Raw genomic sequence first — 23,265 nt, 5'->3', positions numbered from 1 at the left:
CTCCACCCGCTTATGCGCATCGAACCTCGTCCACTGCCCGAAACCCTGCCTTTTTTGGGCGAAATGCCGACATTGCTGACGCGGCTTTACGCAGCACGTGGCGTGCAATCACAAGCTGAACTGGACAAAAGCCTGGCGCGGCTGATTCCGTACCAGCAGCTCAAGGGCATCGATGCCGCAGTGGATTTGCTGGTGGTGGCGCTTGAACAGCGCCAGCGCATTCTGATCGTCGGGGACTTTGACGCCGACGGCGCCACGGCCAGCACTGTGGGCATGCTGGGGCTGCGCTTGTTGGGCGCGGCCCATGTCGACTACCTGGTGCCCAACCGTTTCGAGTACGGCTACGGCCTGACCCCGGAAATCGTCGAAGTCGCATTGACCCGCCAGCCGCAGTTGTTGATCACCGTCGACAACGGTATCTCCAGTGTCGAAGGCGTGGCAGCGGCGAAAAAAGCCGGGCTAAGTGTATTGGTCACCGACCACCACTTGCCGGGCAACGAACTGCCAGCGGCGGATGCCATCGTCAACCCCAATCAGCCGGGCTGCGAATTTGCGAGCAAGGCGCTGGCCGGGGTAGGGGTCATCTTTTACGTCCTGATCGCCTTGCGCGCACGTTTGAACAGCCTGGGCTGGTATCAAAACAGCAAAGCCCCAAACATTGCCGAACTGCTGGACCTGGTGGCATTGGGCAGCGTGGCGGACGTGGTGCCGCTGGACGCCAACAACCGGATTCTGGTGCATCAAGGGCTTGAGCGGATTCGTGCCGGGCGTGCGCGGCCGGGGCTCAAGGCCATCCTTGAAGTCGCCAAGCGTGATCATTCGCGTATCACCTCAACCGACCTGGGGTTTATTCTCGGGCCGCGCTTGAATGCTGCCGGGCGTCTGGACGACATGAGCCTGGGCATCGAATGCCTGCTCACCGATGACGCGAACGCGGCGCGCGCCATGGCCGCCCAGCTCGACGAAATGAACCAGGACCGAAAATCCATTGAGCAAGGCATGCAGCGTGAAGCGCTGGCCCAGCTCAAGGACCTGACGCTAGACAGCATGCCGTTTGGTCTGTGCCTGTTCGATCCTGAGTGGCATCAGGGCGTTATCGGGATTCTGGCTTCGCGCCTCAAAGAACGTTACTTCCGTCCGACCTTCGCCTTTGCCGATGCGGGCGAGGGCATGCTCAAAGGTTCCGGGCGTTCAGTGCCGGGTTTCCACATCCGCGATGCGCTAAGCGTGGTCGCGGCACAACACCCGGACCTGATCAGCAAATACGGCGGCCACGCCATGGCGGCTGGCTTGACCTTGCCCGAGGCCAACTTCGCGCTGTTTTCCCAAGCATTTGATGCCGAAGTCAGGCGCCAGTTGCGTGAAGAAGACCTGACAGGGCGGCTATTGTCTGACGGCAGCCTGGCGGTCGAAGAGTTTCACCTTGAACTCGCGCGCGCCCTGCGAAATGCCGGGCCATGGGGGCAACATTTCCCTGAGCCGCTGTTTCATGGCGTGTTCCAGTTGGTTGAGCAGCGCATCGTGGGCGAGCGGCACTTGAAAGTGGTGCTGAAAACCGAGTGCGGCAGCGTAAAACTGGACGGCATCGCCTTCGGGATTGACCGGGAAGTGTGGCCCAATCCGACGATTCGTTGGGTTGAACTGGCCTACAAACTCGACCTCAACGAATTTCGCGGCAACGAAACTGTGCAACTGATGATCGCTCACATCGAACCGCGCTAGCACCTCTGTCTGTAGGAGCGAGCTTGTCTCGCGATCTTTTGATCTTTTAAAAGATCGCGAGGCAAGCTCGCTCCTGCGCAGGTTAAACATCCTCATTTGAACCCCACCTCACCCAGCGTTGTCGACTAGGCTGATACAAGTGCCTGGAGCCTACCCACTGGAATTAGAGGTGACCCATGAGTCTGCTGCTCGAACCCTATACCCTGCGCCAACTGACCCTTCTCAACCGCATCGCGGTCTCGCCGATGTGCCAGTACTCCAGCGTCGACGGGCTGGCCAATGACTGGCATTTAGTTCACTTGGGCAGCCGTGCCATTGGCGGCGCTGGCTTGATCTTTACCGAAGCCACCGCCGTGACCCCCGACGGCCGTATCACCGCCCAAGACCTTGGGCTGTGGAACGATGCACAGATAGAACCCCTGCAACGCATCACCCGCTTTATTCGCGCTCAGGGCGCTGTGGCCGGTATTCAACTGGCGCATGCCGGGCGCAAGGCCAGCACGTATCGCCCTTGGCTGGGCAAACACGGCAGCGTCAAAGTGGATGAGGGCGGCTGGGTACCCGTCGGGCCTTCACCGATTGCCTTCGACCCTCAGCACACTGCGCCGACACAACTGGACGAAGGGCAGATTCAGGCAGTCATTCAAGCCTTTGTCGACGCCGCCAAGCGGGCGCTGGAAGCGGGCTTCTCCGTGGTTGAAGTGCACGCCGCACACGGTTACTTGCTGCATCAATTTTTGTCACCGTTGAGTAACCAACGGCTCGACCAATACGGCGGCTCCTTTGAGAATCGCATTCGTCTGGTGCTGCAAGTGACAGAAGCGGTGCGCGAAGTGTGGCCACAAGAGCTGCCTCTGTTTGTCCGGGTCTCGGCTACCGACTGGGTGGAAGACGGTTGGAACCCTGACGAAACGGTTGAGCTGGCGCGGCGCCTGAAAGCGCTGGGCGTTGACCTGATTGATGTCTCTTCAGGCGGCACGGCGGCCTCGGCGGAGATCCCGGTAGGGCCGGGCTATCAAACCCGATTTGCCGAGCGTGTGCGCAAAGAGTCGGGTATCGCCACTGGCACGGTCGGGATGATTACCGAGCCTGCGCAAGCCGAGCATATTTTGCGCACCGGTCAGGCGGACCTGATTTTGCTGGCCCGTGAACTCTTGCGCGACCCGTATTGGGCGTTGCACGCAGACGATGACCTGGGCGGAAAACAAGCCACGTGGCCTGCCCAGTACCAACGCGCCACTCACCGTGACCAGCCGATTCATGAATCGGACCTGCGCGACTGAGTGGCCATACTGACCCACCTGAACCCGAAACGAGGAGGTTGCTTATGAACACCCGCGGATTGCTCGACCAGTTGCTTAAGTCCGGCCAGGAAATGCTGGAGAAAAAAACCGGCGCACAAAGTGGTGCCTCCGGTACCAGTACCAATAAAGGTGGTTTGGGCGACTTGCTGGGGTCTGGCGGGTTGGGCGGCCTGCTGTCGGGAGCAGGAGGTGGCGCTATGGCCGCCAGCGTGTTGGGCCTGTTGCTGGGCAGTAAACGTGGGCGTAAGTATGGCGGCCAGGCGCTGACGTATGGCGGCCTGGCCGCCTTGGGCGTGCTGGCTTACAAGGCCTACGGCAATTGGCAGGCAAATCAGGGCAAGGCGCCACAAAACGAGCCGCAAACCATTGATCGGGTGCCGCCAGTTCAGGTCGAAGAGCACAGTCAGGCCATCCTTAAAGCGCTGGTGGCTGCGGCCAAGGCTGATGGGCATATCGATGACACAGAGCGCCAATTGATCGATGGCGAGCTGAGCAAGCTCAAACACGATCCGAACTTACAAGCATGGCTGCAAGCCGAACTGAACAAACCGCTCGACCCTGCCGAAGTCGCCCGTGCTGCGAGCACACCGGAAATAGCCGCTGAAATGTACATCGCCAGCCTGATTCTGGTGGATGAAGAAAAGTTCGGTGAACGGGCGTATCTGGAGGAATTGGCCAAGCAACTGAAGCTTGATCCTGGCTTCAAGGCTGAGCTGGAAAGGCAGGTTAATGAGGCCAAGATTGCAGGTTGAAGTGCACGTGAAACGCGTAGCAGCTGCCGAAGGCTGCGTCCGATTGCGAAGCGATCGTAAAAGCTCAGTGCTCGATATTTCTGGCACACCGCGCAGCCAGGGTTTACGACGACTACGTCGCCGGACGTAGCCTTCGGCAACTGCTACGCGTTTGTTTGGCGATGCATCCAGCAATCTCCTACTGATTTAGTGCGTATTTGTATGTAGGTTTTTTTACTAAATGCTGTGAGAACTGTCTCAACGTCCGTGAGAATCATTGCTGGCCCTCGGCTATACTCCTCCATCATTTGAATGGCCCCCCGAGGATTGACTGTGAAGAACTGGACGTTGCGCCAACGCATTTTGGCGAGCTTTGCGGTGATCATCGCCATCATGCTGTTGATGGTTGTCGCGTCTTACTCGCGCTTGCTTTCGATTGAAACGAGCGAAGAGACAGTACGAACCGACTCGATTCCCGGGGTTTATTACAGCTCGATGATTCGCAGTGCCTGGGTCGACAGCTATGTCTTGACCCTGCAACTGGTTGGCTCATCCACCCAGCGTGATCTGACAAGTGAAGACCGCAAGCTCTATGCCAGCTACGAAGAGCGGCTGAACCACGAGTTGGATAATTACCGCACCACCATATTCGATGATGAAGACCGTGCCGCGTTTGATGAGTTTGAACGCATCCACGTCCAATACGGCAAGGCGTTGTCGGACGTTCTCGAGCTTTATCAAAACAAGAAAACTGAGGAGGCCGACGCGATGGTCTCTCAGCACCTGGCACCGTTGTGGATGGACGGGCGCAAGCAGCTCAACACGATTATTGACACCAACCGCACCGCCGCCAATCACGCATCAGAGGTCATTGCCGATGCGGTCATGACTGCAAAAATCAGCATGCTGGTTTCGTTGGCCATTGCCGTGCTGGCGGCCGCACTCTGTGGTTACCTGTTGCTGCAAGCCATCATGTCGCCGATGCAGCGTATCGTTGCGATTCTTGAAACCATGCGTTCAGGCGACTTGAGCCTGCGTCTGAATCTTGAACGCAAGGACGAGTTCGGCGCCGTTGAAACCGGCTTCAACGACATGATGGCCGAGTTGACCTCGCTGGTGTCCCAGGCCCAGCGTTCCTCGGTGCAGGTCACGACTTCAGTGACTGAAATCGCCGCCACCTCAAAACAGCAACAAGCCACTGCCACTGAAACAGCCGCGACCACCACGGAAATTGGCGCGACCTCGCGCGAGATCGCTGCGACCTCCCGTGACCTGGTGCGCACCATGACTGAAGTGACATCGGCCGCTGATCAGGCGTCGATTCTGGCCGGTTCCGGGCAGCAAGGTCTGGCCCGCATGGAAGAGACCATGCACCAAGTCATGGGCGCAGCCGATCTGGTCAACGCCAAGCTGGCGATTCTCAATGAAAAGGCCGGCAACATTAACCAAGTGGTCGTGACCATCGTTAAAGTGGCCGACCAGACCAACCTGTTGTCGCTCAACGCCGCCATCGAAGCTGAAAAAGCCGGTGAATATGGCCGTGGTTTCGCCGTGGTCGCCACCGAAGTCCGCCGTCTGGCTGACCAGACCGCTGTTGCCACTTACGACATCGAGCAAATGGTGCGTGAAATTCAGTCGGCAGTGTCTGCGGGCGTGATGGGCATGGACAAGTTCTCGGAAGAAGTGCGCCGAGGCATGTCCGAAGTGACTCAAGTGGGCGAGCAACTGTCGCAAATCATCCATCAGGTTCAGGCCCTGGCGCCGCGCGTGCTGATGGTTAATGAGGGGATGCAGGCCCAAGCCACCGGCGCCGAACAGATTAACCTGGCGCTGGTGCAGTTGGGTGATGCCAGCAGTCAGACCGTTGAGTCCTTGCGTCAGGCCAGTTTCGCGATCGACGAACTCAGTCAGGTTGCTGTTGGACTGCGCAGCGGCGTTTCGCGTTTCAAAGTCTGATGATCGAGCCTCTAGTCAAACGTGCAGGCGCAGTGGCGCCAAGCAATCGCCTGTTCCTGGTGTTTTACATCGGTGATGAGCGCTATGCCTTGCCCGCCACCGATGTGCTTGAAGTGTTGCCGCGTTTACCGCTCAAGCCGATTGCCCAGGCGCCTGCCTGGGTGGCCGGGGTGTTTGCGCACCGCGGCCAGATGGTGCCGGTGATTGACGTCAGCGCCATGACTTTTGGCCACGCGGCAGCGGCTCGAACAAGTACCCGTCTGGTGCTGGTCGATTTTCGAGGGAAACGGCTGGGGCTGATGCTTGAGCAGGCCAGCGATACCTTGCGCTGCAACCCTGATGACTTCCAGCCGTATGGCCTGGATAACCGCGACGCGCCTTATTTGGGCCCGGTGCGCAAAGACTCGCATGGCCTGTTGCAGTGGATCCGCGTTGATGACCTGCTGAGCCCTGCGGTGTGTGCGCTGCTGTTTCCTGCACCCCCGGATGACGCCTTCACGCAGGGGCCCGCATGAGTGACGATCAACGGTTCTTCGACTTTCTGAAACAACGCATTGGTCTGGATGTGGCGTCAGTCGGTCCGGCGATTATCGAGCGCGCTGTTCGTCAGCGTTGCACGGCGTTGCACATGACCGACAGCGATCATTACTGGCAGCGGCTGCTCAGCTCGCACGATGAACAGCAAGCGCTGATCGAGTCGGTCATCGTGCCCGAGACCTGGTTTTTTCGTTACCCCGAATCGTTTGCCACGTTGGGCCGACTGGCCAGAAAGCGTTTGGCCGAGGTGGGCACGCGCCGCATCCTGCGGATCTTGAGCCTGCCGTGCTCGACGGGCGAAGAACCGTACTCGATTGCTATGGCCTTGTTTGATGCCGGTTTTGCCGGGCATCAGTTCAAGGTCGAAGCCCTGGATGTCAGCCCGCTGTCGGTCGAGCGCGCTCAGGCGGCGGTGTATGGCAAAAACTCATTTCGTGGCGAGCAAACCGATTTTCGCGAGCGCTATTTCAGTGCTGTAAATGATGGCTATCAGCTGGCGGAGCGGGTGCGCGAGCAGGTCAGTTTTCATGTCGGCAACTTGCTCGATCCGGCGCTGGTGGTTAATCACGTGCCCTATGATTTTGTGTTTTGCCGCAACCTGCTGATCTACTTTGATCTGAAAACCCAGCAGCAGGCACTGGATGTACTTAAACGTTTAACCCGCGACGATGGCGTGCTGTTCATCGGCCCGGCCGAGGGCAGCCTGCTGGCCCGCTTGGGGATGCGTTCGATTTGTGCGCCACAGTCGTTTGCCTTTAGTCACAGCCACGAGCCGTTGCCTGCTGCGCGCCCGGCGCTGGCTGAGTTCAAACCGCTGACGCGTCCACTGCCACCGACATCCCCGCCGGCGATCCGGCCTTTTGCCCCGCGCCCGCAAACGGCAGCGCCAGCGCCACAGAAACCGCGCCCGGCCACTGCTGGGGCGAGCGCCTTGCTGGAACAGATTGCGACCTTGGCCAATGAAGGCAAAAGCAGTGATGCCCGGCAGGCCTGTGAACAGTTCTTGCAGGTGCATGGCCCGCAGGCACAAGTGTTTTATTGGTTGGGTTTGCTCAGCGATGTCGAAGCTCAGACCGCCCAGGCCCAGAGTTTTTATCGCAAGGCGCTGTACCTGGAACCCCAGCATTCAGAAGCGCTGGTACACCTGGCGGCTTTATTGGCTTCGCAAGGGGATGCGGCAGGTGCCCAGCGCTTGCAAGAGCGTGCTGCCCGTCACGAGCGTTCCGTTCACAGTGAGCGTAAACAATGAGCGGTTTTACAGCCCAAAGCTTGATTCATGACGACGCCCAAGCCATTGACGATTGCTGGAATCGCATCGGCATTTATGGGGATAAATCCTGCCCGCTGTTGCCCGAGCATATTCATTGCCGCAACTGCGCGGTGTATTCGGCCGCCGCGACGCGCTTGCTGGATCGCTACTCCTTTGATCAAGAGCACGATGAGCTCTCTGCCCCGCAAGAGTTCGAGCGAAAAGTCGCGACGCGTTCGCTGGTGGTTTTCCGTTTGGGCGGCGAGTGGCTGGGCCTGAACACCGGCTGCCTGGACGAAGTCGCGCGCTTGCAAGCTATTCACTCGCTGCCACATCAGCGTTCTCGGGCATTGCAAGGCGTGGCCAATGTGCGTGGCGCGCTGGTGCCGTGCCTGTCACTGGTTGACCTGTTGGGGCTGGACCCGACCGTCACGCTAACCACTTCGCAACGCGTCATGCCGCGCATGCTGATCGTGGCTGCGCACGGCGGCCCTGTGGTGTTGCCGGTGGATGAGGTGGACGGTGTTCATAACATTGAAGAACGAGTTCTAAACAGCGCCTCGCTCTCGGGTGAACATGCCGGTGCCAAATACACCCGGGGTGTACTGCCGTGGAAAAATCGCAGCCTGCGCTGGCTGGATGAAGAACAACTGCTGAGCGCCATTTCGCGGAGCCTGACATGACCCCCGAACAAATGCGTGACGCCTCGTTGCTTGAGCTGTTCAGCCTTGAGGCCGAGGCCCAGACCCAGGTTCTGAGTGCCGGTCTGCTGGCGCTGGAGCGCAATCCGACGCAGGCCGATCAGCTAGAAGCGTGCATGCGCGCTGCCCATTCGCTCAAAGGCGCAGCGAGAATCGTCGGGGTCGATGCCGGGGTCAGCGTCGCCCACGTCATGGAGGATTGCCTGGTCAGTGCTCAAGAAGGGCGCTTGCGCCTGCATCCTGAGCACATTGATGCGTTATTGCAGGGCACCGATTTGTTGATGCGCATTGCCACCCCCGGCAGTGAGCATGTAGGCCCGGCTGATATTGATGCCTATGTCGCGCACCTGAACGCGTTGCTTGACCCCTCTGCAATGGTGACGCCACGGTTCGCGCCACCGGCATTCGACGTCTCACAATTGTTGCTGGCGCCGGAGTCTGTGGTGCCTGCGCCGTTGCTCGAACCTGAGCCGCCCGTGCAGCCCGAGCCTGCGCCTGAACCCGTGCGTCGTCCTCAGCGCCTGACGGAGAGCGGCGAGCGGGTGTTGCGCGTGACCGCCGAGCGACTCAACAGCCTGCTCGATCTGTCCAGCAAATCGCTGGTTGAGACCCAGCGGCTCAAGCCCTACTTGATGGCTTTGCATCGGCTCAAGCGGATTCAAAGCACCGGCTTGCGCGCCTTGGACACCCTGGGCGAACAGCTCAAAGCCGTGGGCTTGAGCCATGACGTCGAGGAGGCCTTGACCGAGGCCCGGCGAGCACTGGCCGAGTCGCAGCACCTGTTGAGCGAACAGACCGCAGAGCTGGACGAGTTTGGTTGGCAGACCGGGCAACGTGCGCAATTGCTGTATGACACGGCACTGGCTTGTCGCATGCGCCCGTTTGCCGATGTCCTGGTCGGCCAGGAACGCATGGTTCGCGATTTGGGGCGTGTCCTGGGCAAGCAGATTCGCCTGGAAATCGAAGGTGAAAAAACCCAGGTTGATCGCGATGTACTGGAAAAACTTGAAGCGCCGCTGACTCACTTGTTGCGCAATGCCGTTGACCACGGCATTGAATCGCCAGAACAGCGCCTGCTGGCGGGCAAACCGGCAGAAGGCACCATTCGGCTGCGCGTGTCGCACCAAGCGGGTTTGCTGGCGCTGGAACTCAGCGATGACGGCGCCGGTGTCGATTTGGCGCGTTTGCGACGCACCATCGTCGAGCGTCAGTTGTCGACCGCCGAGACAGTGGCGCAATTGAGTGAAGAAGAACTGCTGACCTTCCTCTTTCTGCCGGGTTTCAGCCTGCGCGACACCGTGACCGAAGTCTCCGGCCGTGGCGTGGGGCTGGATGCGGTGCAGCACATGGTGCGCCTGCTGCGCGGCGCGATTGTGCTGGAACAGACCTCGGGGCAGGGCAGCCGCTTCCAACTCGAAGTACCGCTGACCTTGTCCGTGGTCCGCAGCCTGGTGGTTGAAGTGGCCGATGAGGCGTACGCCTTCCCGCTGGCGCACATCGAACGCATGCGCGACTTGCTGCCGGATGACATCGTGCAGGTCGAAGGCCGTCAGCATTTCTGGCACGAAGGCCGGCATGTGGGGCTGGTTGCGGCCAGCCAGTTGCTGCAACGCCCGCCCAGCCAGAGCGATGATGAAACCCTCAAAGTGGTGGTGATTCGTGAGCGCGACGCCGTGTATGGCGTGGCCGTTGAGCGCTTCATCGGCGAGCGGACGTTAGTGGTGTTGCCCCTCGACCCGCGTCTGGGCAAGGTGCAAGACATCTCGGCCGGGGCCTTGCTCGACGATGGCTCGCCGGTACTGATCGTGGACGTCGAAGACATGCTGCGCTCGGTGGACAAACTGCTCAACACCGGGCGTCTGGAGCGTATCGATCGGCGCAACCGGCACACGGCTGAACTGACCCGCAAACGCATTCTGGTGGTTGATGACTCGCTGACCGTGCGCGAGTTGCAGCGCAAACTGCTGATCAATCGCGGCTATGAAGTGGCTGTGGCGGTTGACGGCATGGACGGCTGGAACGCCCTGCGGGCCGAACACTTCGACCTGTTGATTACCGACATCGACATGCCGCGCATGGATGGCATTGAACTGGTCACGTTGTTGCGCCGTGACAACCGTTTGCAATCGATGCCAGTGATGGTGGTGTCTTACAAAGATCGCGAAGAAGACCGTCGACGTGGCCTGGATGCAGGGGCCGACTATTATCTAGCCAAAGCCAGTTTCCATGACGACGCTTTGCTGGATGCTGTGGTTGAACTTATTGGTGGAGCCCAAACATGAGAATCGCCATCGTCAACGATATGCCCATGGCGGTTGAAGCCTTGCGTCGGGCGCTGGCGTTTGAGCCCGCTCACCAGGTGATCTGGGTTGCCCGCGACGGAGAAGAAGCGGTACGCCTCTGCGCTGAAGAGAAGCCGGACCTGATTTTGATGGACCTGATCATGCCGGTGATGAACGGGGTAGAGGCCACGCGCCGGATCATGGCTGAAACCCCGTGTGCCATTGTGATTGTGACCGTGGACCGCGAGCAGAATATGAACCGCGTGTTCGAAGCCATGGGGGTTGGCGCGCTGGATGTGGTCGACACGCCAGCGCTGGGTGCGGGCAATGCCAGAGAGGCCGCGGCGCCGTTACTGCGCAAAATTCTCAACGTGGGCTGGCTGATGGACCAAGGCAACAAACGGGTAAAACCCGTGGCTGCGCAACCGCGTGAATTGTCTGCCCAACGCGGTCTGGTGGCGATTGGCTCATCGGCGGGCGGCCCGGCAGCGCTTGAAGCATTGCTCAAAGGGTTGCCGAGAAACTTTCAGGCGGCCATCGTGCTGGTGCAGCACGTTGACCAAGTGTTCGCGGCGGGCATGGCCGAATGGCTCGGTTCATCGTGCGGGCTGGATGTGCGATTGGCCCGTGACGGCGAGACACCGCAGGCAGGGGTGGTGCTGCTGGCAGGCACCAACCACCACATTCGGCTATTGAAAAACGGCACATTGGCCTATACAGCAGAGCCGGTGAACGAGATTTATCGGCCCTCGATCGATGTGTTTTTTGAAAGTGTTGCCCGGTACTGGAATGGTGACGCCGTCGGTGTGCTATTAACCGGCATGGGGCGAGATGGGGCGCAAGGGCTCAAACTCATGCGTCAGCAAGGTTTCCTGACCATCGCCCAGGACCAGCAAAGCAGCTCAGTGTATGGCATGCCCAAAGCAGCAGCGGCCATTGATGCAGCCGTTGAGATCCGTCCTTTAGACAAGATTGCGCCACGCTTGCTGGAGATATTTGCCAAATGACTCGCAAAATCCAGCAGAACTGGCTTGAAGGCAGTAATTCAGGTGAACGCGCATGAGCGATTTACAGTTGGACGACGTTAAAACAGACGAAAACGCCGCCATGGTGTTGCTGGTCGACGATCAGGCCATGATCGGAGAAGCCGTGCGCCGTGGCTTGGCGCTTGAGCAAAACATAGATTTTCACTTTTGTGCGGACCCGCATCAGGCGATTGCTCAAGCCATTCGGATCAAGCCGACAGTGATTTTGCAAGACCTGGTCATGCCGGGTCTGGACGGGCTGACGTTGGTGCGCGAATACCGTAATCACCCGGCCACCCAGAACATCCCGATCATCGTGCTTTCCACCAAAGAAGACCCGCTGATCAAAAGCGCGGCGTTTTCGGCGGGGGCCAATGATTATCTGGTCAAACTGCCCGATAACATCGAACTGGTGGCGCGCATTCGCTATCACTCGCGGTCCTACATGACGTTGTTGCAGCGTGATGCGGCCTACCGTGCGTTGCGGGTCAGTCAGCAGCAGTTGCTGGACACCAATCTGGTGCTGCAACGGTTGATGAACTCGGATGGTTTGACCGGGTTGTCCAATCGTCGGCACTTTGACGAATACCTGGAGCTTGAGTGGCGTCGCGCCTTGCGTGAGCAGACCCAGTTATCGTTGCTGATGATTGATGTCGACTACTTCAAATCCTTCAACGACACCTTTGGTCATCTGGACGGCGACGAAGCGTTGCGCAAAGTGGCCTCGGCCATTCGTGATGCGAGCAGTCGACCGTCTGATTTGCCCGCGCGTTATGGCGGAGAAGAGTTTGCCATTGTGCTGCCTAACACCTCGCAAGGCGGGGCTCGCTTGGTGGCGGAAAAACTGCGCATGGCGGTGGAAGGGCTGAAAATTCCACATATTCAGCCAGCCGAAGGCAGCAGCCTGACCATCAGTATTGGGTTGTCGACCCTCACCCCGCAGCAAAATGGCAGTTCACGCCAATTGATCTCGGCGGCGGACAAGGGGCTTTATCTGGCCAAGCACAATGGGCGTAATCAGGTCGGGATTGAGTAGCGACGCACACGCCACGCAATGCGGAGTTGCCGATGAACAAAGGCTGCAATCTTTTGAGTTTTACTTTAAAAGCAAAAGATCGCAGCCTTCGGTAGTTACTGTCGGATGACTTGTTTTTGTCTTTTGTATAAGCGAAAGAAATAAATAAGCAGGGTAAAAGTTATGCCGAAGCCGAAGCCTTTGATTAAGCCGTCAGGACCAAAAAAGAAGGCGGCGACAGCGGCAATTCCAATAATGCAAAAAGTGGTAACGACTTCAACTAAAAGAAAAAAATCCACAGCCTCTAAATCGCTCGAATCTTTTAAGATTAAGTTTATCGATAGTCTGGTCAAGATTAAGCCAATGATCACGCCCGAAAAGCTAAATACCGTCAGTGCATAGAATAAGCTTTGGTCCTTGGTGTCTAGTGTTAGCCAGAGGGAACTTGAGAGTGTCAGGCTGAAGAAAATAAAAGCCAAAGATTTTGGTAGTGTGTTTTTTATGGTTTTTAGCAATAATCCACCGCCGATAATAATGGAAATTAAATACAGTGAAAAGGCTATCATTGAACTGCCAAGCCAAGACAAAAAATCAGGTAATTTCAAGAGATATTTGTACTGATACAGTAGCCCAATAGCGTACATGAGGATGATTGATTCAAATAAATTTCCAGTTAGAAAACCATAAAAAGCCGTTGGGTTTCGTTGGTAAGCGTTGAACAGTCTACTCAGTGAAAGTAGGTGGATGTGTTGTTTGGGTTTAAATAAAACTTGGGTGTGTTTCAGGTCGTGATGAGCATAAAAAAGCTGAATGGATCGGCACAGAATGATCATTAAGAAAATGGCCATTGCTGTGTACGGCGATCGCCAAAAGCTCAAAACATAGCTTGCAAAAAGTAGCAGAGTAAAAGGCAGTAGAAGGCGCAGTGTCAAAAAGCTAAAGGCTATGATTGCGAAGTTTGCATTTTCTCCTGTCAAGGTTAAATGGATTCGATTGTAAGTCGGACGGAACGTAGACTTTAAACAGCCTGTGCCAATAGCGTCCAAGGTAAATGCAGCCACTAAAAAACACCAAGTTGATGTAAAAAAGTCTTGGTAAGATAAATAGAAGCCTATTAGGAAGCTTATGGCACTCGCCAGTTTAAGCATAAAACCCACCAGCATGGTTTTACCAATGCCGATATAGAAACATAAGGCGGCTCCAGCGTAAAACTCTAGTGAGGCAGAAATAGTTAGCTGTAATAATAGTGCTATTTCTAATGCATAAGCACCTAGCTGTGGGTTGGTCGCGATGAGAGCAAGTTCCAGTATGGTGACTGCCATGGCAATACCGCAATACATTGCGTCTGAGCGGCCAATGAGTTGGGTGGCCTTCATCGTGAGAGTATCTTGTATGTTGTCCCAGGCTCGGGTGCTAGCTGTTGGTATAAAAATGCTGGGGCTGAAGCTCTGCCGTAAAATAACAAGCTGGTATAAAAAGATTCTAAGTCGTAGGGCACTATTATAGAGTGCCCTTTTTTCGGTTGTTCAGTCGTGTACATGGCGCCGGGAAGCGCGTGCACGTTTTGGGCGTCTTCGTACTCTAGAAGCTCAGCGTAAAAGGGAGTATTCAATGTTGCAACAGCGCGTTTAAATAATGCATGAGCGCCCTTTGCTATATTGTTGTAATGACGTGCTCGCAAGGGGAACTGCTCAAAAACTAGAGTCAGCGCGTGGCCTTGGTCAAAAGCCAATATATAAGGAGTTGAGCTGATGTGTGGTCCCCCGCAAAAAATGAAGCTTTCAGGCAGTGATTGTTGAATAGTATGCCCCCAATGAATAGCGGCACATACGTGACTGCTATAGATTGATATACCTATCAGGTCTGGCTTCCAAAGAATGAGATCGTCGAGTTGTTCTATATTAGAGCTTTCAAGGTTGGAATAATCAAATATCGTTATGGTTTTTTTCTGTTTTATGCTTTTCTTGATGTACGCAGATATATTCTGCAAGCCTAGTGGCATTATTCTCTGCGGTCCTTCCTCATAAGGAAGGGCGACTAACGCTGTTTTTAACTCAGGCGTATGCTTTTCAGAGTTGTTCTTGAACGCTTGAGAAGTCGACAATACTTTGTTCATAACTTTTACCATCGCCATTTAGAAAAGGTGCAGTAAAAAATGTAGGGTATTGATCAATAATTCGCTGAGCTTCAATCGGTTTGGTGAGTGCGTTTAAAAAAGTCTTCTTGTTTATTTTTAATAAGTGATTGCCGTTATGGAAAAAACAGAATCCTAGGTTTGAATACGAAAAAACGTCATTTTTTAAACTGATGCACATTGCACGTCTCCTTGTGCGAACCTTGCCAGATCAAGGTTCGCATCGCAGATGAATTAGAACTCTGGAGATGTCTTTCCACCGACAGCATCATAATCAGTTTCTACAAGTGCTGTAAGGGTTTCAATCTCTGAGGCTGAGTCTTCGAGTATTTCAATATCATTCTCTGTCGTCATAGTGGAACACTCCTGAACAGTAGGTGAGAAGTAAATGAACGCGCTTGAATACTTAATGTATCTAGCGTGTATGTTTTTATAGTTCTGTGAGCCTTGAATGTCAATTGAGCAGTTTGTTGTCGGTAGTTGATTTTATTTTTCTTGTTGTAGGTTGTTTCTCATTTTTGTGTGGGAGGTATTTTGCTAAGTGCTACTTCTTGTTTTTAATTTATTGATAGATAAGGTTTTGTTGAAGGTACTGTGATTCTTGTCGGATGTTGGTTTTTTAGATTTGTTTTTTAAAAAAAAGACACTGTTTTTCTCAAATCGGACGGGCGGTTTGTTTTTGATGAGTTTTTCATTGTTTTCGTTGTTAGATACGGACTAATTGCAAGCCCGCCAGCTTGAGCTAAAGAAGCCGAGGGACCAAAGAGCTACCCCAAAACCGTGTAGGAGAGTGGTTGCGCACAAGCAGGTCGGCTGTTCCCAAGCGGCCGTTACCGCAACAACGAATAGGCGTTCAAATCAACAGCCACCCCCCGCCAGGCGGGCTGCTGCCGACCAACGTTTCCGGTATACTCCCCGGCTTTGTAAAAATCGCCTACGAGTGCCGCCAGCCATGGAAATCAACCCGATCCTTAACAGCATCAAGGACCTGTCAGAGCGCTCCGAAACTATTCGGGGGTATCTTTGACTACGATCAAAAGCATGAGCGTCTGATCGAAGTCAATCGCGAGCTTGAAGATCCAAGTGTCTGGAACAACCCTTCGTACGCCCAGGAACTGGGTCGCGAGCGCGCTCAACTGGCGCAAATCGTCGAAACCCTGGATGAGATGCACACGGGCCTGGCCGATGCCAAGGACCTGCTGTTGATGTCCGCCGAGGAAGAAGACCAGGGCGCTGTCGATGACGTCGCTGCTGAAGTCGAACGTCTGCGCGAAGCCCTTGAAAAACTCGAATTCCGCCGCATGTTCAGCGGTGAAATGGACGCCAATAACGCTTACCTGGACATTCAGGCAGGCTCCGGCGGTACCGAAGCGCAAGACTGGGCCAATATCCTGTTGCGGATGTATTTGCGTTGGGCTGACAAGCGCGGCTTCGATGCCACCATCATGGAACTGTCTGCCGGTGAAGTGGCCGGTATCAAAGGCGCAACCGTTCATATCAAAGGCGAATACGCATTTGGTTGGTTGCGCACCGAGATTGGCGTCCATCGTCTGGTTCGCAAAAGCCCGTACGATTCGGGCAACCGTCGTCACACCTCGTTCTCGGCTGTGTTCGTTTCGCCAGAAATCGACGACAACATCGAAATCGACATCAACCCTTCAGACCTGCGGATCGATACCTATCGCTCCTCCGGTGCGGGTGGTCAACACGTAAACACCACTGACTCGGCCGTGCGGATTACCCACGTTCCGACGAACACCGTGGTGAGCTGCCAGAACGAACGTTCTCAGCATGCGAACAAAGACACCGCGATGAAAATGTTGCGGGCACGTCTTTACGAGCAAGAAGTACAGAAGCGCAACGCGGCATCCCAAGCCCTGGAAGAGACCAAGTCTGACATCGGCTGGGGTCACCAGATCCGCTCGTACGTACTCGACGCCTCGCGTATCAAGGATTTGCGTACCAATATCGAGCGCAGCGATTGCGACAAAGTGCTCGACGGCGACATCGACGAATACCTGATCGCCAGCCTGAAACAAGGCTTGTAAGGCGCGCAACAACCGTAAGTGCGAAGCCTGTGCGATGCCCCGAGGGCGCGCTGAAGGCCCGCCACCCCCCGTCGCGAGGCGGGGGCAACGAACCTGTGATGGAATTTTTAAGACATGAGCGACCAACAACTCGACCCGCAAGACCTGCAACAGGAAGAAAACACCCTGATCGCCCTGCGCAAGGAAAAACTTGCAGCCGAGCGCGCCAAGGGCAATGCCTTCCCGAATGACTTCCGTCGCGACAACTACTGCGAAGATCTGCAGAAGAAGTACGCCGACAAGACCAAGGAAGAGCTGGCTGAGGCGGCTATCCCGGTCAAGGTTGCTGGTCGCATCATGCTTAATCGTGGCTCGTTCATGGTGATTCAGGACATGACCGGTCGCATCCAGGTCTACGTCAACCGTAAAACCCTGCCAGAAGAAACCCTGGCCGCCGTCAAAACCTGGGACCTGGGCGACATCATCGCTGCAGAAGGCACCCTGGCCCGTTCCGGCAAAGGCGACCTGTACGTTGAAATGACCAACGTGCGTCTGCTGACCAAATCCCTGCGCCCGCTGCCAGACAAGCACCACGGCCTGACTGACACCGAGCAGCGCTATCGCCAGCGTTACGTTGACCTGATCGTTAACGAAGACGTGCGCCACACCTTCCGTGTGCGCTCGCAGGTGATTGCCCACATCCGCAACTTCCTGATGGCGCGTGACTTCCTGGAAGTCGAAACGCCAATGCTGCAAACCATTCCGGGCGGCGCGGCAGCCAAGCCGTTCGAAACCCACCACAACGCGCTGGACATGGAAATGTTCCTGCGGATCGCGCCTGAGCTGTACCTCAAGCGTCTGGTGGTGGGCGGCTTTGAAAAAGTGTTCGAGATCAACCGCAACTTCCGTAACGAAGGCGTTTCGACGCGTCACAACCCAGAATTCACCATGTTGGAGTTCTATCAGGCTTACGCCGATTACGAAGACAACATGGACCTGACCGAAGAGCTGTTCCGCGAACTGGCGCAACTGGTTCTGGGCACGACTGACGTGCCGTACGGCGACAAGGTCTTCCACTTCGGCGAACCGTTCGTGCGTCTGTCGGTGTTCGACTCGATCCTCAAGTACAACCCTGAGCTGACCGCTGACGACCTGAACGACATCGACAAGGCACGTGCCATCGCCAAGAAAGCTGGCGCCAAAGTGCTGGGCTTTGAAGGTCTGGGCAAGTTGCAGGTGATGATTTTCGAAGAGCTGGTCGAGCACAAGCTGGAGCAGCCGCACTTCATTACCCAGTACCCGTTTGAAGTGTCGCCGCTGGCCCGTCGTAACGATGACAACCCGAACGTCACTGACCGCTTTGAGCTGTTCATCGGTGGTCGTGAAATCGCTAACGCCTATTCCGAGTTGAACGACGCGGAAGACCAGGCTGAGCGCTTCATGGCTCAGGTGGCTGACAAGGACGCGGGCGACGACGAAGCCATGCACTACGACGCCGACTTCGTTCGTGCCCTGGAATACGGCATGCCGCCCACCGCCGGTGAAGGTATCGGTATCGACCGTCTGGTGATGCTGCTGACCAACTCCCCGTCGATTCGCGACGTGATCCTGTTCCCGCACATGCGCCCACAAGCGTAACGATGCAGCCTAAAAAACCGCCGATTCAGGCGGTTTTTTATTGCCTGCAGTTCACGCATTCGTAGCAGCTGTCGAGCTTGCGAGGCTGCGTCCGGCGGCGCAGCCGTCGTAAAACCAGTTAACGCGGTGTGCCAGATAAAGCGCATTCTCTGGTTTTACGATCGCTTCGCAATCGGACGTAGCCTGCGGCAACTGCTACGCAATCGACGTAACACGCAACATTGAAGTGCACCAGCATGCCAAAGTGTTGACGGCGATTATCAGTCAGATGGAAGATCAGGCCCTACTCAATGTGCTGGCCGCTCTTACAGAAGGATGCAGGCATGAAAGCTTGGCGTGTAATGCTGATGGCATTGTCGTTTTTGATGTTGAACGGTTGCCTGGTGACCTTTAAAGAAGCCCCGATCGTTGCCCAACCGGCGCCCAAACAAGTGCTGGGTAAATGGACCAGCAAGGATGCCTGGGGGCAGGCGCGTAATCTGAACATCCGCGCCATCGACAAAACGCGCTATGAGGCGGTGGTGTATCCCAAGGGCGAGCCCAAGTCTCGCGAGCGTTACACCTTTATCGTTGCCCGGCATGGCAGCCGTTGGTATGCCTCGGCGGCGTTGCCTGCCAAATTGGGCGGCAATTACACGCTTAACGGCTTTGAGGTGAACGACAATGGCGAATTGGTGGTTTACGACCTGGACCTTGATCAGATCAAGCAAGCGGTCGGCCAGTCGGCCTTGAGCGGTGATCCAGTCGAAACGGCTGAAGGGGCGGGCGTACAGATCAAGAGTCCATCAGCTACAGTTTTTGCATACCTCGACGATCCGGCCAATTCGGATGTGTTTGTCGAAGTGGCCCGCTACCAGCGCGCGGCCAAGTAAACCCATTTATTCGAGGAACTGCGGGTGGACGATTACCAGCGCACGATACGCACGTTGTCAGACCGTATTGTGCTGGCACAAACTCCGATCCGCGTGTTGGATGCGGTGAAGTGGGATGACAGCATTCGTCAGGGGTTTCTCAAGGCCAAGGGCAAGGAAATGCCGGCGGTCAATCGCGACTACTACCTGGGTCGGCCATTAGCCTTTGACTCCAATGCGGTGAAATCCGAGTTTCAGCACATCGAGCGCGACATCACCCGGCAACTGGGGCAGTTCAACCCGGTCGGGCAGATTATGCGCCGCATGTGCAAGGAATACCGAATGGTGGTGCGCATGCTGGAAGCGCGTGGCACTGAAGACTTCGGGCTGATTTCCCAGGAACTGTATGGCGCGGCATCCGACGCATTCCATGCCGGTGATCCGACCTTGGCCGATCTGGGGCTGATGATGTCCGACTACCTGGACAACATCGATGGGCGCGGCGACCTCAAGGACGAAGCCAAAAACCTGACCGCCAAAGATGCCGTGAACATGCTGCAAGGCCGTCTGAACAAAGTGTTTGGCGAGTGCGAAGAAACCATTCGGGTATTTGAGTCTGATGGCATCGTCGCAGACGCAGCGGCAGGCGCCGACTACATCAAAATCCGCACCGACGCGATGTTCAACGAGCGGGACGTGCGGGCGCTGGAGGTTCACGAAGGGCTGGTGCACGTGGGCACCACGCTTAATGGCCTGAATCAGCCGATTTGTACCTTCCTGTCCAAAGGCCCGCCATCCTCGACCGTGACCCAGGAAGGGCTGGCGATCTTGATGGAAATCATCACCTTTGCCTCCTACCCGAGCCGCCTGCGCAAGCTGACCAACCGTACCCGCGCGATCCATATGGTCGAACAGGGCGCGGACTTCATGCAGGTGTATCAGTTCTTCCGCGAGCAAGGGTTCGAAATGCCGGAAAGTTATGGCAACGCGAGCCGGGTTTTCCGTGGATCGGTGCCAAATGGTCTGCCATTCACCAAAGACTTGTCCTACCTCAAGGGCTTCATCATGGTTTACAACTATATTCAGTTGGCCGTGCGCAAAGGCAAGCTTGAACAGGTACCGCTGTTGTTCTGTGGTAAGACCACCCTTGAAGACATGCGTACTCTGCGTCAACTGGTCGATGAAGGCTTGGTGGTTGCACCCAAGTACTTGCCTGACCAGTTCCGGGACATGAACGCGTTGTCGGCATGGATGTGCTTCTCCAACTTCCTCAATCACCTGAGCCTGGACCGGATCGAAGCGGACTACTCGAACATTTTGTAAACCACCTTTCAGCGGGAGCTGGCTTGCCAGCGATGGTCTCGATTCGGCGTGCAGCATCGCTGGCAAGCCAGCTCCCACAAAAATAAACGAGTCATAAAAATGAAAACCCTGGCTGCACTCTGCCTGCTGTTAACCCTCAGCGGATGCAGCTCGTTGCTGTTTTATCCCGAACCCGGCCAGCCGATCACGCCGACTGCGGCAGGTCTGTCTTATAAAGACGTGAGCCTCACTGCCGCCGATGGCACGCAACTGCATGGCTGGTGGTTATCGGCCAAGGCTGGCGTGCCGCTCAAGGGCACCGTGTTGCACCTGCATGGCAATGGCGGGAACCTGGCGTATCACTTGGGCGCTGTCGCCTGGTTGCCCGAGCAGGGGTATCAGGTGCTGATGCTCGACTATCGCGGATATGGCCTGTCGCAAGGCTCCCCCGGTTTGCCTGCGGTGTATCAAGACATCGATGCCGCGTTCGATTGGTTGCAGCGCCAGCCACAGGTTAAGGATCAGCCACTGATTGTGCTGGGGCAAAGCCTGGGCGGGGCGATGGGGGTTCATTATCTGAGCCTGCACCCGGCGCAGCGGGCCCGGCTCAAGGCGGTGATACTCGATGGCGTACCCGCCAGTTACCGCGAAGTGGGGCAGTTTGCCTTGAGCACGTCGTGGCTGACCTGGCCGCTGCAAGTGCCGCTGTCGTGGCTGGTGCCCGACGCCGACAGTGCCGTGTATGCGATGCCAGAAATGGGCGGGGTGCCGATGCTGATCTTCCACAGCCTGGATGACCCGATCGTGCCACTGTCCAATGGCATCCGCCTGTATCAGGCCGCGCCGCCTCCCAAGGTGCTGCAATTGACCCGAGGCGGCCATGTGCAGACCTTTGCCGACCCCACCTGGCGCCAGGTGATGCTGCGCTATCTGGATGACCCGCAGCATTTCAATGGCGTACGGCGACTGGGTGAAATCCCCAATTACCCGGCCCCCTAATTCGAATAAAGCGATACAACCCGAGAGCCCGCAATGAGTGAAGAGCGTAACGCTATCCCCCTGATCATCACCGGTGTTTGCAGCATCATCGGTACCGTCGGTTGCCTGTGGTATTACGGCTACTTGCATTTCGCCAAGCCTGAAGACGCACTGTTGCTCAGTGACTACACCATGCTCAAAACCATCCCCGGCGAAGACTACAAAGTGTCGCTGGCCCCGGCCAAGGAAGTGGCGCAATGCATTGACGGGGTTATCGTGCTGTTTGATACCGAGCAAAAAGGGCTGACGGGGGTATTGGTCAATAACAGAAAGCAGGCCGTTCGGTGTATAGCTCAGGAAACCGCGAAACGTATTCAATAAAAACAGGGGAGCATAAAGCTCCCCCTGTTTTTTAACGTTTTGTTGCAGGCACCCAAAGTACTTCGCTGGAGGCCTGCCCGGGCGCCCAGTCTTCGGTATACGAGGTATGAGATTGCAAGCAGCGCCAGTCACTGCCTTTGTGGCTCACCACGTCGCCTGTCGCATAAAGACTATTAAGTTTCCAGGCCGGATGATCTCCGCCGCCTTGATCCGCCTCGGTTTTAACACTGAGCACATTACTGGGCACAGACCACTGCGCACGCTGATCGAGCGCTGCCACAAAATAGCGGTATTCAGTGTCAGGGATAAGGCTCGCGTCTTCATATGAAGTCTGGGCGGCACTCACTCGGCTGACTTCTCGCCCATCGCGAAAAATCACGTAATGCGTAATGGGTGAGGGACCATTGGAGACGCCCCACATCAGGCTTACGGTGTTTGCCGTTTCTTTCATGCTGTGCAAGGTTTTCGGGGCTGTGGGGTGCGCGTCTTCTCCCCCTTCACCCAATGTGTGGGCTTGAATAGCGGGGCTCGGATTAGAGCTTTTTCCGAGTTCATCAATAGCGCTGATGAAGTAGGTGTATTGCGTATCTGGTTTAACGCTGTTGTCGGTCCACTCAAGCAGAGGCGCTGTGACGTCCACTGACGTAACGCCATTGCGCATAATGCGATAGACAGAAATTGGATGCGTCCCGGTGGATGCTTTCCAGGTTAATGTGATGTGCTTGTCTGCGACATCGCTGGCAGTGAGGTCAGCAGGCGTAGTCGGACGTTCACCGCCTCCTTCATCGGCAATGAAGTCTAGGTCCAACACTTGATAGAACGCATTTTCAGTATTCGCTACTTCCCATACAGCCAGCAAAACATGATAGCCCTCACGCAGTGGCAGAGGTACTGCATGGGTAGTGGGATTGGACGGCACCATCGCGTCACCATGCTCCCAAAAAGGCTTGAGGTTGATTTGGACGAAGTAAAAGGGGTCCGGGTCAAATTGGTCCCGTGCTAATGCTTTCTGCGGGTCCCAACCTTGTTTCGTGATGAAGTAATTCCATCGACGGGTCACATGGGCCGCCGAGAAATTCCAGGAAATGTCCAGTACCTCACCCGCACGCACTTCATGTTTTCGCCAATGAGTGCCGGGCTGATCGAGCATTTTTCCTGTGCTCTGGTTTGCGCTGGCAATCTTTCCATCAGGGGGCGGCGGCAAGTTGGGAATGTCTGATGGGGCATAGGCATCTGTGAGTAGTCCGGCAGTTGCAGGAAAAAACTTACCGCATTCGCGTTGATTCAAAGCCCCTTCATCCAGGTCGCCCGCTTCCCAAGCAAAGTAGGCACGTGAAGCTGGCGAAAAAACGTGGCCGTGGCGCGGCTGTTTACTTCTGCTGATGACATGATTGGCTCGAACTTTTGACATGGTAGGCCTCAGGTGTAAAAG

The 23,265-nt window shown here is 56.1% G+C and carries 20 protein-coding genes; 16 read left to right on the top strand and 4 right to left on the bottom strand.

The genetic code is table 11. The features are described from left to right. Nucleotides 1-12 precede the first annotated feature (12 nt). The 10 genes from recJ (at nt 13) to RHM56_RS17450 (ending at nt 12,543) form a co-directional block, all read left to right on the top strand. Nucleotides 13-1,722 carry a single-stranded-DNA-specific exonuclease RecJ gene (gene recJ, locus RHM56_RS17495; protein ID WP_322234462.1) on the top strand — a complete coding sequence of 570 codons (1,710 nt, stop codon included), beginning with the start codon at nt 13-15 and terminating at the stop codon, nt 1,720-1,722. A 176-nt stretch (nt 1,723-1,898) separates the two neighbouring features. After that, nucleotides 1,899-3,005: an NADH:flavin oxidoreductase/NADH oxidase gene (locus tag RHM56_RS17490; RefSeq protein ID WP_322234460.1), complete on the top strand. Its 1,107-nt coding sequence runs from the start codon at nt 1,899-1,901 to the stop codon at nt 3,003-3,005. Nucleotides 3,006-3,049: 44 nt separating this feature from the next. Further along, nucleotides 3,050-3,778, top strand: coding sequence for a tellurite resistance TerB family protein (locus RHM56_RS17485; RefSeq protein WP_322234458.1), 729 nt, complete (start codon nt 3,050-3,052; stop codon nt 3,776-3,778). Between the two features lie 312 nt (nt 3,779-4,090). Continuing rightward, nucleotides 4,091-5,713, top strand: coding sequence for a methyl-accepting chemotaxis protein (locus RHM56_RS17480; RefSeq protein WP_322234456.1), 1,623 nt, complete (start codon nt 4,091-4,093; stop codon nt 5,711-5,713). Continuing rightward, complete coding sequence (locus RHM56_RS17475) at nt 5,713-6,228, top strand: chemotaxis protein CheW (protein ID WP_322234453.1); 516 nt, start codon at nt 5,713-5,715, stop codon at nt 6,226-6,228. The genes RHM56_RS17480 and RHM56_RS17475 overlap by 1 nt, the downstream gene beginning before the upstream one ends. Continuing rightward, nucleotides 6,225-7,499 (top strand): CheR family methyltransferase, encoded by a 1,275-nt coding sequence (locus RHM56_RS17470; RefSeq protein ID WP_322234450.1) that lies wholly within the window; start codon nt 6,225-6,227, stop codon nt 7,497-7,499. The genes RHM56_RS17475 and RHM56_RS17470 overlap by 4 nt, the downstream gene beginning before the upstream one ends. After that, the gene (locus RHM56_RS17465) at nt 7,496-8,182 is read left to right on the top strand and encodes a chemotaxis protein CheW (RefSeq protein ID WP_322234447.1); all 687 of its coding nucleotides are present in this window, start codon (nt 7,496-7,498) and stop codon (nt 8,180-8,182) included. The genes RHM56_RS17470 and RHM56_RS17465 overlap by 4 nt, the downstream gene beginning before the upstream one ends. Further along, the gene (locus RHM56_RS17460) at nt 8,179-10,482 is read left to right on the top strand and encodes a hybrid sensor histidine kinase/response regulator (protein WP_322234444.1); all 2,304 of its coding nucleotides are present in this window, start codon (nt 8,179-8,181) and stop codon (nt 10,480-10,482) included. The genes RHM56_RS17465 and RHM56_RS17460 overlap by 4 nt, the downstream gene beginning before the upstream one ends. Continuing rightward, nucleotides 10,479-11,489 carry a chemotaxis response regulator protein-glutamate methylesterase gene (locus RHM56_RS17455; protein ID WP_322234441.1) on the top strand — a complete coding sequence of 337 codons (1,011 nt, stop codon included), beginning with the start codon at nt 10,479-10,481 and terminating at the stop codon, nt 11,487-11,489. Before RHM56_RS17460 ends, RHM56_RS17455 begins: the two co-directional genes overlap by 4 nt. Before the next feature lie 52 nt (nt 11,490-11,541). Continuing rightward, on the top strand, nt 11,542-12,543 hold the full coding sequence (locus tag RHM56_RS17450) for a PleD family two-component system response regulator (RefSeq protein ID WP_322234439.1): 1,002 nt from the start codon (nt 11,542-11,544) through the stop codon (nt 12,541-12,543). A gap of 95 nt (nt 12,544-12,638) precedes the next feature. Here the strand turns inward: RHM56_RS17450 and RHM56_RS17445 are convergent, their stop codons facing one another. From RHM56_RS17445 to RHM56_RS17435, 3 genes are read right to left on the bottom strand one after another with little or no spacing between them, the layout of a single operon-like run. Beyond that, nucleotides 12,639-13,898 (bottom strand): hypothetical protein, encoded by a 1,260-nt coding sequence (locus RHM56_RS17445; protein WP_322234437.1) that lies wholly within the window; start codon nt 13,896-13,898, stop codon nt 12,639-12,641. Continuing rightward, entirely contained in the window at nt 13,895-14,638 is a 744-nt protein-coding gene (locus RHM56_RS17440; protein WP_322234434.1) for a hypothetical protein, read from the bottom strand. Before RHM56_RS17440 ends, RHM56_RS17445 begins: the two co-directional genes overlap by 4 nt. Next, nucleotides 14,592-14,837 (bottom strand): hypothetical protein, encoded by a 246-nt coding sequence (locus RHM56_RS17435; protein WP_322234431.1) that lies wholly within the window; start codon nt 14,835-14,837, stop codon nt 14,592-14,594. Before RHM56_RS17435 ends, RHM56_RS17440 begins: the two co-directional genes overlap by 47 nt. A gap of 771 nt (nt 14,838-15,608) precedes the next feature. Between RHM56_RS17435 and prfB the strand changes: the two genes are divergently transcribed. The 6 genes from prfB to RHM56_RS17405 all read left to right on the top strand — a co-directional run bounded on the left by prfB (nt 15,609) and on the right by RHM56_RS17405 (nt 21,833). After that, nucleotides 15,609-16,704, top strand: a protein-coding gene (prfB, locus tag RHM56_RS17430) for a peptide chain release factor 2 (protein ID WP_322234429.1) whose coding sequence is annotated in 2 segments (ribosomal slippage) — nt 15,609-15,680 and nt 15,682-16,704 — 1,095 coding nt in all. Because the reading frame shifts where the segments join, the coding sequence is not laid out codon by codon here. 114 nt (nt 16,705-16,818) lie between these two features. Beyond that, nucleotides 16,819-18,321, top strand: coding sequence for a lysine--tRNA ligase (lysS, locus tag RHM56_RS17425; RefSeq protein ID WP_322234427.1), 1,503 nt, complete (start codon nt 16,819-16,821; stop codon nt 18,319-18,321). A 323-nt stretch (nt 18,322-18,644) separates the two neighbouring features. Then, nucleotides 18,645-19,193 (top strand): hypothetical protein, encoded by a 549-nt coding sequence (locus tag RHM56_RS17420; RefSeq protein WP_322234424.1) that lies wholly within the window; start codon nt 18,645-18,647, stop codon nt 19,191-19,193. 24 nt (nt 19,194-19,217) lie between these two features. Continuing rightward, nucleotides 19,218-20,495, top strand: a complete 1,278-nt coding sequence (locus RHM56_RS17415) for a flavohemoglobin expression-modulating QEGLA motif protein (RefSeq protein ID WP_322234422.1) — start codon at nt 19,218-19,220, stop codon at nt 20,493-20,495. Nucleotides 20,496-20,594: 99 nt separating this feature from the next. After that, nucleotides 20,595-21,473: an alpha/beta hydrolase gene (locus RHM56_RS17410; protein WP_322234419.1), complete on the top strand. Its 879-nt coding sequence runs from the start codon at nt 20,595-20,597 to the stop codon at nt 21,471-21,473. A gap of 33 nt (nt 21,474-21,506) precedes the next feature. Beyond that, on the top strand, nt 21,507-21,833 hold the full coding sequence (locus tag RHM56_RS17405; RefSeq protein WP_322234416.1) for a hypothetical protein: 327 nt from the start codon (nt 21,507-21,509) through the stop codon (nt 21,831-21,833). Nucleotides 21,834-21,864: 31 nt separating this feature from the next. Here the strand turns inward: RHM56_RS17405 and RHM56_RS17400 are convergent, their stop codons facing one another. Further along, on the bottom strand, nt 21,865-23,244 hold the full coding sequence (locus RHM56_RS17400) for a lytic polysaccharide monooxygenase (RefSeq protein ID WP_322234414.1): 1,380 nt from the start codon (nt 23,242-23,244) through the stop codon (nt 21,865-21,867). Nucleotides 23,245-23,265: the final 21 nt, after the last annotated feature.

It is taken from the genome of Pseudomonas sp. CCC3.1 (genome assembly GCF_034347405.1).
In the GTDB taxonomy this organism is placed as follows: Bacteria; Pseudomonadota; Gammaproteobacteria; order Pseudomonadales; family Pseudomonadaceae; genus Aquipseudomonas.
This window is presented reverse-complemented; position numbering and strand designations above follow the sequence as displayed.

Bases quoted from the DNA above. Each gene is read 5' to 3' on its own strand.
- recJ (WP_322234462.1), top strand. From the start codon at position 13: ATGCGCATCGAACCTCGTCCACTGCCCGAAACCCTGCCTTTTTTGGGC.
- RHM56_RS17490 (WP_322234460.1), top strand. From the start codon at position 1,899: ATGAGTCTGCTGCTCGAACCCTATACCCTGCGCCAACTGACCCTTCTC.
- RHM56_RS17485 (WP_322234458.1), top strand. From the start codon at position 3,050: ATGAACACCCGCGGATTGCTCGACCAGTTGCTTAAGTCCGGCCAGGAA.
- RHM56_RS17475 (WP_322234453.1), top strand. From the start codon at position 5,713: ATGATCGAGCCTCTAGTCAAACGTGCAGGCGCAGTGGCGCCAAGCAAT.
- RHM56_RS17470 (WP_322234450.1), top strand. From the start codon at position 6,225: ATGAGTGACGATCAACGGTTCTTCGACTTTCTGAAACAACGCATTGGT.
- RHM56_RS17465 (WP_322234447.1), top strand. From the start codon at position 7,496: ATGAGCGGTTTTACAGCCCAAAGCTTGATTCATGACGACGCCCAAGCC.
- RHM56_RS17460 (WP_322234444.1), top strand. From the start codon at position 8,179: ATGACCCCCGAACAAATGCGTGACGCCTCGTTGCTTGAGCTGTTCAGC.
- RHM56_RS17455 (WP_322234441.1), top strand. From the start codon at position 10,479: ATGAGAATCGCCATCGTCAACGATATGCCCATGGCGGTTGAAGCCTTG.
- RHM56_RS17450 (WP_322234439.1), top strand. From the start codon at position 11,542: ATGAGCGATTTACAGTTGGACGACGTTAAAACAGACGAAAACGCCGCC.
- RHM56_RS17445 (WP_322234437.1), bottom strand. From the start codon at position 13,898: ATGAAGGCCACCCAACTCATTGGCCGCTCAGACGCAATGTATTGCGGT.
- RHM56_RS17440 (WP_322234434.1), bottom strand. From the start codon at position 14,638: ATGAACAAAGTATTGTCGACTTCTCAAGCGTTCAAGAACAACTCTGAA.
- RHM56_RS17435 (WP_322234431.1), bottom strand. From the start codon at position 14,837: ATGTGCATCAGTTTAAAAAATGACGTTTTTTCGTATTCAAACCTAGGA.
- lysS (WP_322234427.1), top strand. From the start codon at position 16,819: ATGAGCGACCAACAACTCGACCCGCAAGACCTGCAACAGGAAGAAAAC.
- RHM56_RS17420 (WP_322234424.1), top strand. From the start codon at position 18,645: ATGAAAGCTTGGCGTGTAATGCTGATGGCATTGTCGTTTTTGATGTTG.
- RHM56_RS17410 (WP_322234419.1), top strand. From the start codon at position 20,595: ATGAAAACCCTGGCTGCACTCTGCCTGCTGTTAACCCTCAGCGGATGC.
- RHM56_RS17405 (WP_322234416.1), top strand. From the start codon at position 21,507: ATGAGTGAAGAGCGTAACGCTATCCCCCTGATCATCACCGGTGTTTGC.
- RHM56_RS17400 (WP_322234414.1), bottom strand. From the start codon at position 23,244: ATGTCAAAAGTTCGAGCCAATCATGTCATCAGCAGAAGTAAACAGCCG.